The sequence below is a fragment of the Ruminococcus flavefaciens genome (assembly GCF_900116855.1).
Lineage (GTDB): Bacteria > Bacillota > Clostridia > Oscillospirales > Ruminococcaceae > Ruminococcus > Ruminococcus flavefaciens_R.
In genome coordinates, this window is the sequence record NZ_UETD01000015.1 from 58,309 (window position 1) to 72,536 (window position 14,228).

At 40.2% G+C, this 14,228-nt stretch carries 15 protein-coding genes and 9 tRNA genes; 11 read left to right on the plus strand and 13 right to left on the minus strand.

The window, feature by feature from the left end; genetic code table 11:
- Nucleotides 1–18 precede the first annotated feature (18 nt).
- From DSZ37_RS15285 to DSZ37_RS15305, 5 genes are all read right to left on the minus strand, one after another.
- Nucleotides 19–93: transfer RNA gene (locus DSZ37_RS15285), tRNA-Gln, on the minus strand.
- Nucleotides 94–169 (minus strand) — tRNA-Phe (locus DSZ37_RS15290).
- Nucleotides 170–174: 5 nt separating this feature from the next.
- Nucleotides 175–248, minus strand: a tRNA-Cys gene (locus DSZ37_RS15295).
- A gap of 119 nt (nt 249–367) precedes the next feature.
- Nucleotides 368–441, minus strand: a tRNA-Gln gene (locus DSZ37_RS15300).
- Nucleotides 442–474: 33 nt separating this feature from the next.
- The gene (locus DSZ37_RS15305; protein WP_028519945.1) at nt 475–705 is read right to left on the minus strand and encodes a helix-turn-helix domain-containing protein; all 231 of its coding nucleotides are present in this window, start codon (nt 703–705) and stop codon (nt 475–477) included.
- A 447-nt stretch (nt 706–1,152) separates the two neighbouring features.
- Here DSZ37_RS15305 and DSZ37_RS15310 point away from each other — a divergent pair, with 447 nt between their 5' ends.
- Together DSZ37_RS15310 and DSZ37_RS15315 are read left to right on the plus strand one after the other, a co-directional pair.
- Nucleotides 1,153–2,043: a Fic family protein gene (locus DSZ37_RS15310; protein ID WP_109727738.1), complete on the plus strand. Its 891-nt coding sequence runs from the start codon at nt 1,153–1,155 to the stop codon at nt 2,041–2,043.
- A gap of 7 nt (nt 2,044–2,050) precedes the next feature.
- Nucleotides 2,051–2,548 (plus strand): methylated-DNA--[protein]-cysteine S-methyltransferase, encoded by a 498-nt coding sequence (locus tag DSZ37_RS15315; RefSeq protein ID WP_109727739.1) that lies wholly within the window; start codon nt 2,051–2,053, stop codon nt 2,546–2,548.
- A gap of 51 nt (nt 2,549–2,599) precedes the next feature.
- On the opposite strand, the gene DSZ37_RS15320 is transcribed toward DSZ37_RS15315, so the two are convergent.
- Complete coding sequence (locus DSZ37_RS15320; RefSeq protein WP_109727740.1) at nt 2,600–3,220, minus strand: MBL fold metallo-hydrolase; 621 nt, start codon at nt 3,218–3,220, stop codon at nt 2,600–2,602.
- Nucleotides 3,221–3,402: 182 nt separating this feature from the next.
- Here DSZ37_RS15320 and DSZ37_RS15325 point away from each other — a divergent pair, with 182 nt between their 5' ends.
- Together DSZ37_RS15325 and DSZ37_RS15330 are read left to right on the plus strand one after the other, a co-directional pair.
- A complete protein-coding gene (locus tag DSZ37_RS15325) occupies nt 3,403–3,852 on the plus strand; it encodes a GNAT family N-acetyltransferase (RefSeq protein ID WP_109727741.1) in 450 nt (149 codons plus the stop codon).
- Nucleotides 3,853–4,041: 189 nt separating this feature from the next.
- Nucleotides 4,042–4,515, plus strand: a complete 474-nt coding sequence (locus DSZ37_RS15330; protein ID WP_109727742.1) for a GNAT family N-acetyltransferase — start codon at nt 4,042–4,044, stop codon at nt 4,513–4,515.
- Nucleotides 4,516–4,565: 50 nt separating this feature from the next.
- Here DSZ37_RS15330 and DSZ37_RS15335 read toward each other — a convergent pair whose 3' ends face one another.
- The 4 genes from DSZ37_RS15335 to DSZ37_RS15350 all read right to left on the minus strand — a co-directional run bounded on the left by DSZ37_RS15335 (nt 4,566) and on the right by DSZ37_RS15350 (nt 7,073).
- Nucleotides 4,566–5,435 (minus strand): AraC family transcriptional regulator, encoded by an 870-nt coding sequence (locus DSZ37_RS15335; protein ID WP_109727743.1) that lies wholly within the window; start codon nt 5,433–5,435, stop codon nt 4,566–4,568.
- A gap of 106 nt (nt 5,436–5,541) precedes the next feature.
- On the minus strand, nt 5,542–5,931 hold the full coding sequence (locus DSZ37_RS15340) for a hypothetical protein (protein ID WP_109727744.1): 390 nt from the start codon (nt 5,929–5,931) through the stop codon (nt 5,542–5,544).
- Between the two features lie 6 nt (nt 5,932–5,937).
- Entirely contained in the window at nt 5,938–6,564 is a 627-nt protein-coding gene (locus tag DSZ37_RS15345; RefSeq protein ID WP_109727745.1) for a methyltransferase type 11, read from the minus strand.
- Nucleotides 6,561–7,073, minus strand: a complete 513-nt coding sequence (locus DSZ37_RS15350) for an AAA family ATPase (RefSeq protein ID WP_109727746.1) — start codon at nt 7,071–7,073, stop codon at nt 6,561–6,563. Before DSZ37_RS15350 ends, DSZ37_RS15345 begins: the two co-directional genes overlap by 4 nt.
- A 553-nt stretch (nt 7,074–7,626) precedes the next feature.
- Between DSZ37_RS15350 and DSZ37_RS15355 the strand changes: the two genes are divergently transcribed.
- The 7 genes from DSZ37_RS15355 to DSZ37_RS15385 all read left to right on the plus strand — a co-directional run bounded on the left by DSZ37_RS15355 (nt 7,627) and on the right by DSZ37_RS15385 (nt 9,826).
- Nucleotides 7,627–7,890, plus strand: a complete 264-nt coding sequence (locus tag DSZ37_RS15355) for a helix-turn-helix domain-containing protein (protein ID WP_347504744.1) — start codon at nt 7,627–7,629, stop codon at nt 7,888–7,890.
- A 12-nt stretch (nt 7,891–7,902) separates the two neighbouring features.
- Nucleotides 7,903–7,989 (plus strand) — tRNA-Tyr (locus DSZ37_RS15360).
- 36 nt (nt 7,990–8,025) lie between these two features.
- Nucleotides 8,026–8,102, plus strand: a tRNA-Glu gene (locus tag DSZ37_RS15365).
- A 115-nt stretch (nt 8,103–8,217) separates the two neighbouring features.
- A tRNA-His gene (locus DSZ37_RS15370) sits at nt 8,218–8,291 on the plus strand.
- Nucleotides 8,292–8,388: 97 nt separating this feature from the next.
- Nucleotides 8,389–8,483 (plus strand) — tRNA-Ser (locus DSZ37_RS15375).
- Between the two features lie 125 nt (nt 8,484–8,608).
- Complete coding sequence (rhuM, locus tag DSZ37_RS15380) at nt 8,609–9,550, plus strand: virulence protein RhuM/Fic/DOC family protein (protein WP_109727747.1); 942 nt, start codon at nt 8,609–8,611, stop codon at nt 9,548–9,550.
- Nucleotides 9,551–9,731: 181 nt separating this feature from the next.
- Nucleotides 9,732–9,826 (plus strand) — tRNA-Ser (locus tag DSZ37_RS15385).
- A gap of 72 nt (nt 9,827–9,898) precedes the next feature.
- Here the strand turns inward: DSZ37_RS15385 and DSZ37_RS15390 are convergent.
- Genes DSZ37_RS15390 through DSZ37_RS15400 form a run of 3 tightly spaced genes read right to left on the minus strand, consistent with a single transcriptional unit; the run spans nt 9,899 to nt 14,207 of the window.
- The gene (locus DSZ37_RS15390) at nt 9,899–13,027 is read right to left on the minus strand and encodes an SIR2 family protein (protein ID WP_109727748.1); all 3,129 of its coding nucleotides are present in this window, start codon (nt 13,025–13,027) and stop codon (nt 9,899–9,901) included.
- Nucleotides 13,028–13,066: 39 nt separating this feature from the next.
- Nucleotides 13,067–13,741 (minus strand): hypothetical protein, encoded by a 675-nt coding sequence (locus DSZ37_RS15395; protein ID WP_109727749.1) that lies wholly within the window; start codon nt 13,739–13,741, stop codon nt 13,067–13,069.
- A 28-nt stretch (nt 13,742–13,769) separates the two neighbouring features.
- Nucleotides 13,770–14,207, minus strand: coding sequence for a very short patch repair endonuclease (locus tag DSZ37_RS15400; protein WP_109727750.1), 438 nt, complete (start codon nt 14,205–14,207; stop codon nt 13,770–13,772).
- Nucleotides 14,208–14,228 lie beyond the last annotated feature (21 nt).

The window sequence follows — 14,228 nt, forward strand, 5'->3', positions numbered from 1 at the left end:
TCCTTTCATAGTTTTTTGTGGTTCCCGTTGGAAGGCTCGAACTTCCATTATCGGAGTCAAAGACCGATGTCCTGCCCATTAGACGAAACGGAATGGTGCCCCCGGCAAGAGTTGAACTTGCGACGCCAGGTTCTTCGGACCTGCGCTCTACCAACTGAGCTACAGAGGCAATAATGGAGACTGTGACAGGAGTCGAACCTGCGCTCATGGAGTTGCAGTCCATTGCCTTTCCACTTGGCTACACAGTCATCGTTGTGTATATGTTACAATTTAGATACTACTGCCGTGAGCGAAAGCAGACTATGCTTTCTGAAAAGAGTGAGCGAGCTTGCGAGCGTCAACGTGGACGGAGGCGCAGGCTCTGCGCTGGTTCCCGCTGAAAGAATCGAACTTACATCTTCTGCGTCAGAAGCAGATGTCCTACCATTAGACGAAGCGGAATCATCTTGCCCCGCCCGACATGGGCGGGAGTGCCTAATTAGTTATAATTATCTCGTCAATAGGCACATCAAGTATATGTGCCAGTATGACTATGTTGTCGATAGAGGGCATAGCGTCTCCTCTCATCCACTTGAATATTGCTTGCGGCGTGTTGAAGCCGAATACTGTTTGTACATCAGCCACCTTGAGTCCTTTGCCTTTTATCAAAGCTCTGATGTTTGCGCCTGTTGCTATCATATCGATAGTCGGAGCTGCTATAGGCATAAAAATAACCACCTTTCTGAATAGAATAATAAAAAACGCCTGTGTGAGTTGATACTGCACACAGACGGCTATGTTCTATCAGAAGATGGTTTACAATGCAACACTATCTCTGCTCACCTTTTTAGGATGACCGAACAAGCACTTTTCTGTCCTGTGCGTAGCAAAACTGAGCCATTATCCTCCTGCTGGAAGAAATAGCTTGACTGCTGGAAATCAAAAGCACAAATGTATGCAGACACAGCGTTGTTCATGATAGCGTTCACTGTTTTCACCCTTTCGTTAGTAAGAATTCCGGGAAGCTTTTCCCTTGTGTTGACATCATTATATCACGGCATTACGGAAATGTCAAGTAAACCTGTGGTATAGTTTTTATCGGCAAGAATTTCTGTGTATTATCATTGATTTTTTGCCGATAATATGATATAATAGAACTATGGAGGTGATACCGTGAAATACAGAAGTGTAGCCGAAATGGCTGAATTATGGGGGATATCCGAGCGTACAGTCCGCAACTACTGTGCGGAAAGACGCATCGAAGGCGCTGTCCTTATCGGCAAAACATGGAAAATCCCTGCCGATGCTGTCAGACCGGGACGCCGAAAACTGAAACGTCCAGAGACACTGCTTGAGGTTCTCAGAGAGCAGAAAAGCAGTAATCAGCACGGTGGTATCTATCACAAGTTACAGATAGAGCTGACCTATAATTCCAATCATATTGAGGGAAGCAAGCTAACCCACGACCAGACGCGCTATATCTTCGAGACTAACACTTTAGACTTTGAAAATGAAGCCGTTAACGTCGACGATATCGTCGAGACGGTCAACCACTTCCGCTGTATCGACTATGTTATTGAGAACGCAGAAAAGCCTTTAACAGAGGCGTTTATCAAGGAGCTTCACAAGATGCTGAAAACAGGTACTGCCGACAGCAGAAAGGAATGGTTTGCAGTTGGCAAGTATAAGAAGTTCGCTAATGAGGTCGGCGGCGAAATGACTGCTGCTCCCGATGAAGTGCCTGCACAAATGAAAAAGCTCGTATCACAGTACAATGACCTGAAAAAAATCGCGCTTGAAGATATAATTGACTTCCACTATCAGTTTGAGTCCATACATCCATTTCAGGACGGCAACGGCAGAGTCGGCAGGCTAATAATGCTGAAGGAGTGCCTGCGGCATAATATAGTTCCGTTTATAGTATCCGACGATCTGAAGATGTTCTACTATCGTGGACTAAAGAACTGGGAACAGGAACGTGGCTGGCTGACGGATACCATACTGACAGCGCAAGACCGCTTTAAAGCTTATCTTGATTATTTTCAGATCAGATATCAGGGGTGATGAAAGCATGAATAACATATTTCACTACATCTCTCCGCTCGGAGGTATCACCCTCGCCAGTGACGGCGAAGCACTGACAGGCTTATGGTTCGACGGGCAGAAATACTTTCCCCATAAGCTCATATCGGAAGGCACCGAAGCAGAGCTGCCGATATTTACGCAGACCTGCAACTGGCTCGATATTTATTTTGGCGGAAAAGAGCCGGGCTTCACTCCGCCTATAAGTCTGCACACAACGCCGTTCCGAAAGGCAGTGTACGACATACTTCTTACGATACCTTACGGACAGACAATGACCTATGGCGAGATAGCAAATATCATCGCAAATCAGCAAGGTGCTGAGCATATGTCGGCTCAGGCAGTCGGAAGTGCCGTGGGACATAACCCTATCTCCATTATAATTCCCTGTCACAGAGTAATCGGAGCGGACGGAAGTCTGACAGGCTATGCAGGCGGAATTGATAAAAAGACAGCCCTTCTGAAACTTGAGAAGTACGAAATATAATGAAAAAGGCAGCCGCAATGGCTGCCTTCTTACTGTTCACGATATTTATCATCAGATTTTTAAAACTACCTCTATGCCGCTGTCCACAACCTTTCGGAACTTCTCTCCGTCAGCAGGACTTCCTACGACTGTTCCGTAGTGGATAGGTATCGCGTACTTTGGACGGATAGTGTTAGCGAGCTCCGCAGCCTGTAAAGCATCGGTAGTGAATTTACCTCCGGCAGGAATGAGCGCAATGTCGCACTTCAACTGCTTGTTGTCGGGAGTGATGTCCGTATCGCCTGCAATGTAAATGCGTCCGTGGTCGGGACTGTCGATGATGTATCCCAGCCAGCCGTTGGACTTGGGGTGAAAGGGCTTGCCTATATTGTATGCAGGGACAGTCTCGAATCTGATACCGAGGACCTCAAACTTTTCGCCTGCGGTGACCTGTTTCACGGTCAGACCAAGCTCCTTTGGCTCGTTTACAGTGTCCGGACAGACGATAACAGTGTCGGACTTTATCACCTTGCGGATATCATCAGGGGAGTAGTGGTCGAAGTGGCTGTGTGTGATGAGGATAATGTCAGCATCGTGCGGTGCGCCGTTGATGTTGTAGGGATCGGAGTAAATGATCATTCCTTCGTCAACGCGGATACTGCTTTGTTCGTTTATGGTTATGAAATCAAGCATGGTGAGACCTCCCTGTCGGTATTTTTCTACAATTATAGCATAGATCGGCGTGGATAGCAAGCAATTTTTCGTTGTTCATATAAAAACTGTGTATTATAGAGCTTTTATTGACACAGCAGCGATGCTATGGTATAATGTTTACTAATATAAATCGAGATTTGTAAGACGATTGAGGAAGTAGAATGTATATTGTTACAGCAGAAGAAAACCAGATAAAAACAATTGTAGACATATCTGTCAGAGCATTTGAAACAGACGTAAATGTCGGCGGTGCAAAAGGTGACTGTCCGCCCGGATATGATTCGGTAGAATGGCATAAACAGATGGCTCAAGAGGGGCATTTGTATCAAGCAATGATAGGAAAAGATATTGTGGGAGCAGCCGTCATATTTTCGGATGAAACAAAAAACAGTGTGTACATTGGCAGAATTTTCATCGACAGCGTCTATCATAGAAAAGGTTATGGAATTCGTTTAATGGAGTGCATAGAAAAGAACTATCCATTTGCCGCGGAGTTTGATCTTGACACTCCAAGCTGGAATGTACGGACAAACGCTTTTTACGAAAAATTAGGGTATCAGATCATAAAAGAAGAGGACGGTTTTGTTTTTTACAGGAAGACGAGAAAGTGAACTTCATTTAATTCAGGTTCTCACATAAATACTGATTTATCTCAGTAAGCAAAACAGATGTTAATGCCCCTGAGCGTTAATTGAAACGTTCAGGGGAAGAACTCCGCACAGCGGTGTTTTATTGACACGGCAGTAATGCTATGCTATAATGTTTACTAATATAATCGGTTTTTAAGGAGCTGATAAACTGTGAAGATAGAATACAGAAAAGCTGAAACAGAAGATGCAGAAATGCTGGTAAATATCTATAACGCTTCATTTTACAGCGATTACAGGAGATTTGGTGCTTGTCCCGGTTATGGTAAAACGATAGAAATGATGGAAGCTTCAATAAGAGATAATCCGAAATATATCATACTATGCGATAATAAACCTGTTGGGTGCGTTTCCTGTAAAATGCAGGAAATGAGAGTGTATGAGATCACTTGCCTGTGCATTGTTCCTGAGTATCAGGGAAAAGGAATAGGTACACAAGCGGTTAGGTTCGTAAAGACTCTTTATGAGGATTGGGAGAAGATAACTTTAGTAACACCTGTGGACAAGAAAGAAAATGTTAAGTTCTATACCGAAAAATGCGGATTCCGTATAGTATCCACCGAAACAGACGGTAATGTTGAGCTTGCTCGGTTCGTTCTGGAAAAGCAGATATCAACAGCAGAATAAAACACAATGCCCCTGAGCGTTAATTGAAACGTTCAGGGGCAAAACTTGTTTTACTCGCTCACAACAGGAATCCATATCTGGCTCTTGTAGTCGGGAGACAGCATATCTCCGTCGGGGTAAGCTTCGATGTCCATTTCGTAGGTGGGAGTGTAATCCGATGTGGGGAAGAACTCCGCACAAAGCTCGTGCCAGAGCTGCTGTATAGCCTCGGGCATGGGACCTGTACACTCAGCAACTACCCACGTTCTTGCAGGTATAGTGTTTACACGGAAGCCTTCGGGAGCGACTGTATCGGGAGCGCACTCCACAGCGATACCGTAGTCGAAGGTCTCGGCGTCTGTGAGACCGTTGCCGTAGCAGGTACCGTAGATAAAAGTGCTGTCCGATGCGTGTTCAAGCAGAGTTGTGATAGTGCCGTCGGAGTGGGCTCTACCCCAGAATTCGGGGATAGTGTTCTTGTTCTGCTCACCAACAACTGTGTGCTGCTCAACCTTTTCAAGCACTGTGAATGCTTCCTTTTTAACGATGTTATAATTCATGGAATTACCGCCTTTCAAAATGATCTGCACCTTGAAACGGGAAAATGAACGTAGCCTGCCGCCCTCGCGCTTTGCTTCAGTAGGCGTTACGCCGTGGAAGCGAGTGAACGCTCTTGTGAAGCTCTCAGGCGACTCATAGCCGTATTTCAGCGCCGTGTCGATGACCTTTGCGTCCGTTTTCATCAGCTCACTGCCGGCAAGTGTGAGCCGCCTGTTACGGATGTATTCGCCTACGGTGATACCGCACAGTATACCGAATATCTTCTGGAAATAGTAGGGCGAGCAAGCCGCCTGCCTTGCGACCTCCGCCATATCAAGCTCGTCGGTGATGTGCGCTTCGATGTAGTCGATAGCTTTCTGAATACCTGTGGCTAAGTTCATTGGTTTTCCCTCCTTTAGTGTAATTATATTATAACATCGTGAGAGTTTGCTGTCCTGATATTTTGTGGCTTGTTGTGTCAGATACGTTTATATGTTTGAACATTATTCAATCACGATAGATTAATACTTCCTCATTGTTTTCCATAGCTTCTTTTATCAGATCAATGATATTACAAAGTACAGCGAGCGTATCATAATACCGAAAAACACGCATATCATGATTTATTGATGTTAATTGCTTGTAGACTGATGAAAGGTCATCTATGCGCCATGGCTTGTCCCTAAGCCAATGTTCATCTTCAAACATTCCAATATGCCAGTAATAAGCGATACCAACCCAGCCTTTATCGGTTGGTTTAACATCAGAAAGAATGTCATTCAGAAATCCGTCCCAGATACCAAGCATTTTACGCTTAATGCCATTATTTTCGATGATAAATAAGATTTCGGGTTCACCTTCGTAACCTTCATAGTATATTTCATTTATTTCTGACATATTAAATCACCCTTCCTTTTTAAAATCCAGCCTCACAAGTGCCTTGCCGTTGGGGAGCGGTTCGGACTTCTGCAATATCAGCGAGTAGCCTATTTCCTTCATGGCAGCCGTGAGAGCCTTTTCCTCCATTTGGTGATGAACCTCGTCAAGCCTGTCGAAAGCTCGCAGGTACGGCGACTCCGACACCCATTGCTCCTCGTCGGTGTTTATCTGTATCACGCAGGAAACGTACTCGGGAGCAGTCTGCAAAATGGCTCGCTGGAACGCTCCGTAGCCGATGTACTCGATAAGCAGGTTCGCTATCAGAAGCTGTGCCTGCGGGAGCTTCTCTGCCTCGTTTATAAGGTCGATGTGCAGGCATTTCAGAACTCCCGAAAGCTGAGTATATCGCTGAGATACTGCGCGGAGGTAGTCCGCATTGATGTCCACACCGTAGACTGTGCGGAACTTGTCGGTGTCAATGTGTTCAAGTCCGTTTCCGCCTGCAATTCCCAGAACTGCCGCAGTTTCCACAGGGTAGGCGGAGAACTGCTCCTTCATTATGGAATCAAGCACTTGAAGCTGCTGCACAGAATCAAGGCTCATGTGCTTTTCGTAGTCGTCAAGACTTATTTCTTCCCATGGGTTGGTCATATACAGCACCTTTCCAAATCGTATTCATCATCTATCAGAAAATAATCGAACCCGTACCTGATACAGCCACGGAGATATTCCTGATTGTCCTGTATTATGTCATTAATACTGAGGTCATTGGAGAGCCTTTTCTCGATAGCGTTCCCGAAGCTGACAATGTCGCTGAAATGGCTGTTTATGTAGCTTTCACTCATAACAAGGCAGATGTATTTTATCTGCGACAGATAGTCGGCGTCAAAGCTGTTCTTCCAGTCAAAGGGAATATAACAGCCCTCGATTATGAGATCCTGTTCGTTTTCAATGGCAGTCTTTATCATCTCTTTCAGGATATTCCAGAGGTATGCCGTCAGCTTGTCGTCGTCATAGGGAGTGAGCTCGGTCTGATCGCTTCTTATAAGCCCCATTTTAAGGTGGTCGATAGACAGGTAAGGGTACTTGTATTTTTTAAGCAGTTTCTGTGCAAGCAGCGTTTTCCCTGTATGCGAAGCGCCTGTTATCAGTATTATCATAGTAGCCGCGGCTCCTTTCCGATAGTTTCCATAATTATACCATATCCGGGGGAGTTTTTCAATAAAAAACAGCTCCTGTCTGTAACGGGACGGGATCTGTCGACAGTTATCGCAAAATATGCGACAACTCATTTTAGCAGGAACAGTTGCGTTTTTTGCAACGGTTCATTTTTCAGTTGTTGCAGAAAATACAACAACTCATAGTAATGTGCAGGAAATGCATTTTGCTATTATTATAATATACCTGTAGTTTACTTGCTTTTTACGAAAAGCTATGTTATAATACTGGTGTAGTCAGAACAGAAACGGTCGGAATCGACCTCTGTAACAAGAATTATTACGAAAGGAGTTACCCGAAATGAAACAGTTTTCTATGGTCTATCTGTATAGCGAACACTATGAAGAAAGTTTCTATCACGAGAGTGAAGAGGCTCTATTTGTGCTGCATACAGATAAACGTAGTGGATAGTCATTTCGGAAACGCACTTTCTTTGTGTTGTGATCCATACAAATGATAAACACCGTCTGTATGTAAGCAGGCGGTGTTTTTTCTATGTCTGAAATCATAATTCAAGGAAAGGAGATGCTCACGATGCCGATAATCGACGTAAAGGCAACAGGTAATAATATCAAGAATATCATCAAATCCAAAGGTTTCAAAATATCTGATGTGCAGGCAAGATGCGGTTTCAATACTCCACAGGCTATATTCAAGTGGATGCGTGGGGACGCTGTACCTACTATTGATAATCTGATAATACTTGCGGATATGTTTGATGTGCCGATAGATAAAATAATAATCGTCACTCGTGTCTGAGTGGCGAAATATGGGTAAGTGCGCCGAATTGGTGAAGGCAGCGGACTGTAAATCCGTGACATAGAAACGCTGTAGGTTCGAGTCCTACCTTACCCACCAATAAAAATCTCCGTTAGTTTCTGAGCGGAGATATATGGCGGATTCGTCTAATAGGTCAGGACAAGAGGCTTTCAATCTCTAAATGCCGGGTTCGAGCCCCGCATCCGTCACCACAAGCTGAGCCAGCTTGACCGCAGCCACGTTGACGCTCGCAAGCTCGCTCACCCCGTACAAAAGCGATAGTCTGCTTTCGCTTACGGAGGTTTATTTACATCAAATATATTTATGGTGGTCGTCGTCTAATGGAAGGACGTCAGATTGTGGCTCTGAAAATGAGAGTTCGATTCTCTTCGATTACCCCAGCGTCGAGCTCGGCGCGTGCGGTCTTGCGTTTCACTTTTTGCGGAACGCGAGAAACCTCCGCACATTCAGCATTGCGGACAGTCAAAATCTATACAAGGTCGCATAAGCCTAATTGGTAAGGTAACAGTTTGCTAAACTGTGAGTAATCGGGAAATTCCGATGTCTGGGTTCAAGTCTCAGTACGACCGCCAAAGAGAACGCTCCGTTTGATAATGTGTCAGGCGGAGCGTTTTAGTATAACCTGGAGTATTGCTTTTTGGTATATGATGTAGTATAATGGTAAAAACAAGCAGTTGCAAATCGGCAGGTGATATTAATGGATAAAAACGAGATAATTTTATATGAAACTGCAGACCACACAGTCAAACTCAATGTCAATACCGACGGTGATACCGTATGGCTTAACAGAGCACAACTTGCGGAATTATTTGACCGTGATATAAAAACGATCGGAAAGCATATCAACAATGCCTTAAAAGAGGAACTTACAGGGGATAATTCAGTTGTCGCAAAATTTGCGACAACTGCCGCAGACGGTAAAACTTATCAGGTAGATTACTACAACCTCGATGTGATAATCTCCGTCGGCTATCGCGTAAAATCTCAGCGCGGTGTAGAGTTCCGCAAATGGGCGAATGGAGTGTTGAAGGAGTACATAATCAAGGGCTATGCTGTGAATAATAAGCGTATAGAACAGATAGGTGAGGTCATACGCATTATGAAACGAGCAGAAAATCAGCTTGATGCAAAACAGGTACTGTCGGTGATTGAGAAGTTCAATACCGCTCTCGACCTGCTTGACGACTATGATCACCAGACCATGAAGAAGCCGACAGGAAGCAAAGCGGTTTATGTGCTTGATTATAACGAGTGCCGCAAAGTCATAAATGAGATGAAATTTGCTTCCGACAGCGATCTTTTCGGAAATGAAAAGGATGACTCATTCAAGGGAAGCATTGCCAATATTTATCAGGAATTCGGAGGCGTGGAGATTTATCCCTCACTCGAAGAGAAAGCTGCAAATCTGCTGTATTTTGTCACCAAGAACCATTCATTCTCTGACGGCAACAAGCGAATCGCCGCAGCGATGTTCCTGTATTTTCTCGACAAGAATAATGCTCTGTTCCTTGACGAAGCCAAGACAGAAAAGGCAATTGCCGACCAGACCCTTGCGGCGCTGACCATCATGATAGCTGAATCTCAGCCTGCTGAAAAGGAAATGATGATAAGCGTTATTATGAATTGTATGATAAAATAAGATATGTTTATGAAACGACTGTACTGTTTGGTGCAGCCGTTCGTTTGTTTCCTGCTTAAATGCTACGGAGCATCAAGCGGCAATTGGTATTCATGCAATTTGTTCCCATTATTAAAGGTAATTTCCAATAATTCGGTTATGATAGCTTTACTTGATACATGCATGATATTGTCTTCGATACGGCCGCGTAAGCCTAACTGGTAAGGTAGCAGTTTGCTAAACTGTGAGTAATCGGAACATTCCGATGTCTGAGTTCAAGTCTCAGTGTGACCGCCAAAAAGAATGCTCCGTTTGATGATGTATCAGGCGGAGCATTTGTCATATTGATATAAGACAAGAAAAATGTAATTAATCGAATAAATATTTGTAGGCTATTTGATTCTCAAAAGGCCCACCAAAGCCTAACTCAATCCTTTTTTCATCTTCTTTACTCCAGAATTCAGATTTGTGCTCTAGTATTCTTTCTCTAAATTTATCATTTGCTATAAAATTACACCACATATAATCAGCGGTATTTATTTTACTATAATCAAATGATTCTGGATTCAACAAAAAATCAAGATAAGCATATTCGTTGCAATATTGGTTGAGATAGCCCATATTGTCCAAATCAGGTATAATTCCAAGAATGTGAAGAATCACTATCGAATTAATAAGCTCTGATTTATTGTCAGGAAACGTTTTTACACCAGGAGTTTCTTTTATACCATTAAGTTTATCTTCAAAATACTTTGAAACAACTTCGTCATAAGGAATAATCTTTTTCTCAAGATAATCAAATACTTCGTCAGTCCAATTATGTTCAAGATTGTCAATTATCCATTTACTCCATTTAGTGGGCTCATGTTTTAAAAGAATGTCCTTAAAAACATACGGATAATATGCTTTGTTACGTTCTGAATCATTTTGGTCAATTATAGCACAACATTTATCATATATTTTTTTATCTGCTTGAGGTGAAAGTGTGTGTATTAGATTGATGTAATCATTTCTCATATTAAGAGGATCTGTCAATAAATACTCATCTATAAGTAGCTCCAGTAATTGATGGTAAGAAGAATCGTCAGCATCATAATGCTTGTTTACAAAAAGCCATAATGCTTTAAGGCAAGTCCGAAGCATTGCGATGCTTATCTTATCATCAGGTGTTACAAGTTTTAAAAATGAAAGTAGTATTTTGTGGCAGTCATCTTTTGAAAGCTCAATCAATGATAGTATCTTACCGAACAGATTAATATGCTCTGCATATTCTGTAAGCCAAAAAGAACGTATCGATATACAGAAATTATCAAATATTTCAGTAATTGGTAAATCATCAATTAAAGATAAATTAAATACTTTATAATATGATAGCCAAGAATCAAAATCTTTATACTTTACATGGCGTATTATCATATTAATATCTGTGAGATTAAATGGGTATGGTTTTACACGTGTCCTTCCAAAAGCAGGATTTGAAAATTGATATTCATCCGGATAATATGTGCATAGAATGGCTTTTATGTAAGGTTCACACATTTTTGAAACATTATTAAACCAATCAAGTATCAGGTAGTTCTTCTTATAGAAGTAATAATAGTCATATACAATTGCCTGAAGTTTAAATAAATCTCCATAGATTGTTCCGCCATATTTTGCAATTGTGGATTTACGCATATAGTATTCTTCGTGTTTAAGAAGAAGGTTATTTAATTTGTTTATTTCTTCTCCGTTATTGCCACAGATTTTTTTTATAGATTCAAATGCTCTACTTTCTTTTGAAGCAATATCAAGAAAGATATTGAGTTTATTCCATTGTTCATTTTTTAAATTATCCGAGTTTTTGTCATATTTCTCTGAAAGTTTTGATTCATTTTTTTCTACTTCTTTTTTTGATTTTTCAGAATCATTAATTTTTCTTAGTTCTTTTTTTCGTTCTTTTTCAAAATAATATTCACGATATTTGTATTCGTCTAAAGTACGAATTGCAAATTGATTAAATCTTTGTATCGATATTTCATACTTGTCCCTAAGTGTCAAGTATTTGAAATCTCGTTTGTTTACTTCTGCTTCAATGTTTGATAATAAATCAAGACAGATGTTGTCTTTTGTTTTAAAAATTAAAGAATTGTAATATGCTCTTTCAAATTTATTGTTTATAGTAGGCAATCGGTTTATGATTTCCGGATATGCCCACATCATGGATAAATTTAATAGCTCGTCTGTTTTTTCTTCATCTGTTGCAAAACGATAGAATAAAGGAGCGTTGAAATTACTTTTATGATGAATCGAGTATATGCCTGACTTAATGAAACAATTTTTTATTTTTAAGCTGTCTAAATCATTTTGCTCAAGAATATTTAGTAAGTTATTATATTCTGTTTCATCAAAAATAATTAATGATCCATTCTGTAATTCTGCACCGTGTGAGAAAGCACAGATTGATAATAATGTGGTATAGCTGATTCGGTTGAATGGTTCTACAGAATTAACGCTTTTTAATAGTGTGTATTTTAATTGCTCTTTTTTATCTTCATAAAACGGAAGATTATAATTTTTAATATAGGTAAGAAAAGAAAAAAGCGGTTTACCATATATACTAAGCTCACATGGGGTCTTTTCCTTCATAAAGTTTGATAGTGTAGATAAATCCACAACTTCAACATTTTTATTTTTCCAATATTTATTATCACGTTCTTTATGTTCGATTTTATTTGTAATCAAATAATGTGGGCTGCGATTCTTAATACCTTGACTCTTAGCATAATAATCTATATAGCTCATTATAAGTTTTAAGTTATTATCGCTTAGAGAATAGCCAACAAACATAAATGTCTTATCAAACAGAAGTGATTTAATATAAGATTCAATTATTTCATGTGTGTGTGAATACTTAAGATAATCATCTTCTTTGAGAACTATATTATTAATTCTACACTTATCAAAATCGTCCTTATCTCCGTGCATTTTTATAATATAGTGCTTTCCAGGCTTAGTTAGCAATTCTTTATCACTTTTTATAATGGTATATTTTGAAACATTTATATTCTTAGTGTCTTCAAGTAAATGATCATAGTTCGTTGTTATAATGTGTTCAGGTTTAATTTCAAAAATTATATCGTCGATTATATTTGGTGTATAGTTTCCTCCAAATTTTTCGTTTAATAGTTGGATATATTGTTCTTCGCCTTTCTCTTCATAAAAATATTGAGGTATTTTTAAAAATTCGTCTGGCGAATAATTGCGTTTGTATTGACATTTATAATTATCAAAACTGCATAACTCAAGTGTTTCTCCACACTCAGAACATATTAAATTTTTCATTTTACAGTTTTCGCAAATGTCGTTATAATCAATTCTTATTGCAATGTCTTTAACTAAATCAAGCCACGAACATACACCTGAATTGCGTGACACTCCAGCACCTACAAAAATAACAAGTTTATGCTGTTTGTTGATTTCACGTATTTTTTCAATCTGTTCTATTATTTTATCCATATTTTTTATCCCCCAAAAAATGAACACAAGACCAATAAGTTATAGACTTTTAACGGCTTTTATCATATTATCGCCGTCGTAGTTTTCGATTTGTTTATTGATACGATCAAGGAATTCTCTAAGCTTTGGATTGGTGTCTGCCCCTTGAGCAAACCAAACATTAGACTGACCGAAACCATAAGACATACATTTTTTCTTTCGCGGCACTCGCCATTTTTGATTCCTTCTTTCTATTTTCGGAAGGAGCACACAGTCTTTACTTTTTGCAAGTGCATTATATGATTGAGTGTATACAACTTCATTATTATCTGAAAAGAACTGGCAGGTTTCATAATTTCTATACACTGTAGCATGTTTGTACCATCCAACCACATATGTTTCATTTGTGCTTGAAAAAGGATATTTAGCACAATAAACAACAAGAACATCATTAACTGCTGCTTCTCTTTTCATATGTTCACAGCCAGAAATTTTTTCGATATTTAATTGGTTAATTGTAGTACCGTTGGTTGATTTAGTTTCAACAAAACCAAGGCAATATTCATCAGCAGTACTGCTGTCTGATAATAATAGCTCTTCCGAGGTAAAATTGTATTTTTCGTGAGCGTCGCCTGTTAGCTCAACATACGCTCCTCCGCCATGAGGCTTATCTGTACCGTCTTCATTGCCGTCATATCGTTCCATCCAAGCAATATTGCAAAAAAGTATTCTCATAGATTATCCCCCCCTTAGAATAATACAATCAATTTGAGTAAGTATCTGTTTCAACAGAAACTGATATCCCTTTTATTTCCTTAATTAGTTTATAAAGTCTGTTTTCATTAATTTCGCATTCCCATACAACAATAACGTGCCAGCCGTTCTCCTTCATTTGCTCGTGATATTTTACATCGCGATTCTTATTGTTAATGAGCTTGTTTGTCCAATAATCTGTATTGGATTTAGGCCATACAAAGTTTTCACAGTCATGCATATGCCAAAAGCAGCCATTAATGTAAATGGCAGTTTTGTATTTTGGCAGAATAATATCAGGCTTTCCAGGATATCTTTTATCATTTTTTCGGAATCTGAAGCCATTGCGGTGAAGGAAAGATCTGACAATTATTTCAGGTTTTGTATCTTTGCTGCGAATATGAGACATATTCATGCTTCGAATTTCTTTGCTATGATTATCAGCCATTTTTTCTCCTGCTAATTTATT

Bases quoted from the DNA above. Each gene is read 5' to 3' on its own strand.
- DSZ37_RS15305 (WP_028519945.1), bottom strand. From the start codon at position 705: ATGCCTATAGCAGCTCCGACTATCGATATGATAGCAACAGGCGCAAAC.
- DSZ37_RS15315 (WP_109727739.1), top strand. From the start codon at position 2,051: ATGAATAACATATTTCACTACATCTCTCCGCTCGGAGGTATCACCCTC.
- DSZ37_RS15320 (WP_109727740.1), bottom strand. From the start codon at position 3,220: ATGCTTGATTTCATAACCATAAACGAACAAAGCAGTATCCGCGTTGAC.
- DSZ37_RS15325 (WP_109727741.1), top strand. From the start codon at position 3,403: ATGTATATTGTTACAGCAGAAGAAAACCAGATAAAAACAATTGTAGAC.
- DSZ37_RS15335 (WP_109727743.1), bottom strand. From the start codon at position 5,435: ATGAACTTAGCCACAGGTATTCAGAAAGCTATCGACTACATCGAAGCG.
- DSZ37_RS15340 (WP_109727744.1), bottom strand. From the start codon at position 5,931: ATGTCAGAAATAAATGAAATATACTATGAAGGTTACGAAGGTGAACCC.
- DSZ37_RS15345 (WP_109727745.1), bottom strand. From the start codon at position 6,564: ATGACCAACCCATGGGAAGAAATAAGTCTTGACGACTACGAAAAGCAC.
- DSZ37_RS15350 (WP_109727746.1), bottom strand. From the start codon at position 7,073: ATGATAATACTGATAACAGGCGCTTCGCATACAGGGAAAACGCTGCTT.
- DSZ37_RS15355 (WP_347504744.1), top strand. From the start codon at position 7,627: ATGTCTGAAATCATAATTCAAGGAAAGGAGATGCTCACGATGCCGATA.
- rhuM (WP_109727747.1), top strand. From the start codon at position 8,609: ATGGATAAAAACGAGATAATTTTATATGAAACTGCAGACCACACAGTC.
- DSZ37_RS15390 (WP_109727748.1), bottom strand. From the start codon at position 13,027: ATGGATAAAATAATAGAACAGATTGAAAAAATACGTGAAATCAACAAA.
- DSZ37_RS15395 (WP_109727749.1), bottom strand. From the start codon at position 13,741: ATGAGAATACTTTTTTGCAATATTGCTTGGATGGAACGATATGACGGC.
- DSZ37_RS15400 (WP_109727750.1), bottom strand. From the start codon at position 14,207: ATGGCTGATAATCATAGCAAAGAAATTCGAAGCATGAATATGTCTCAT.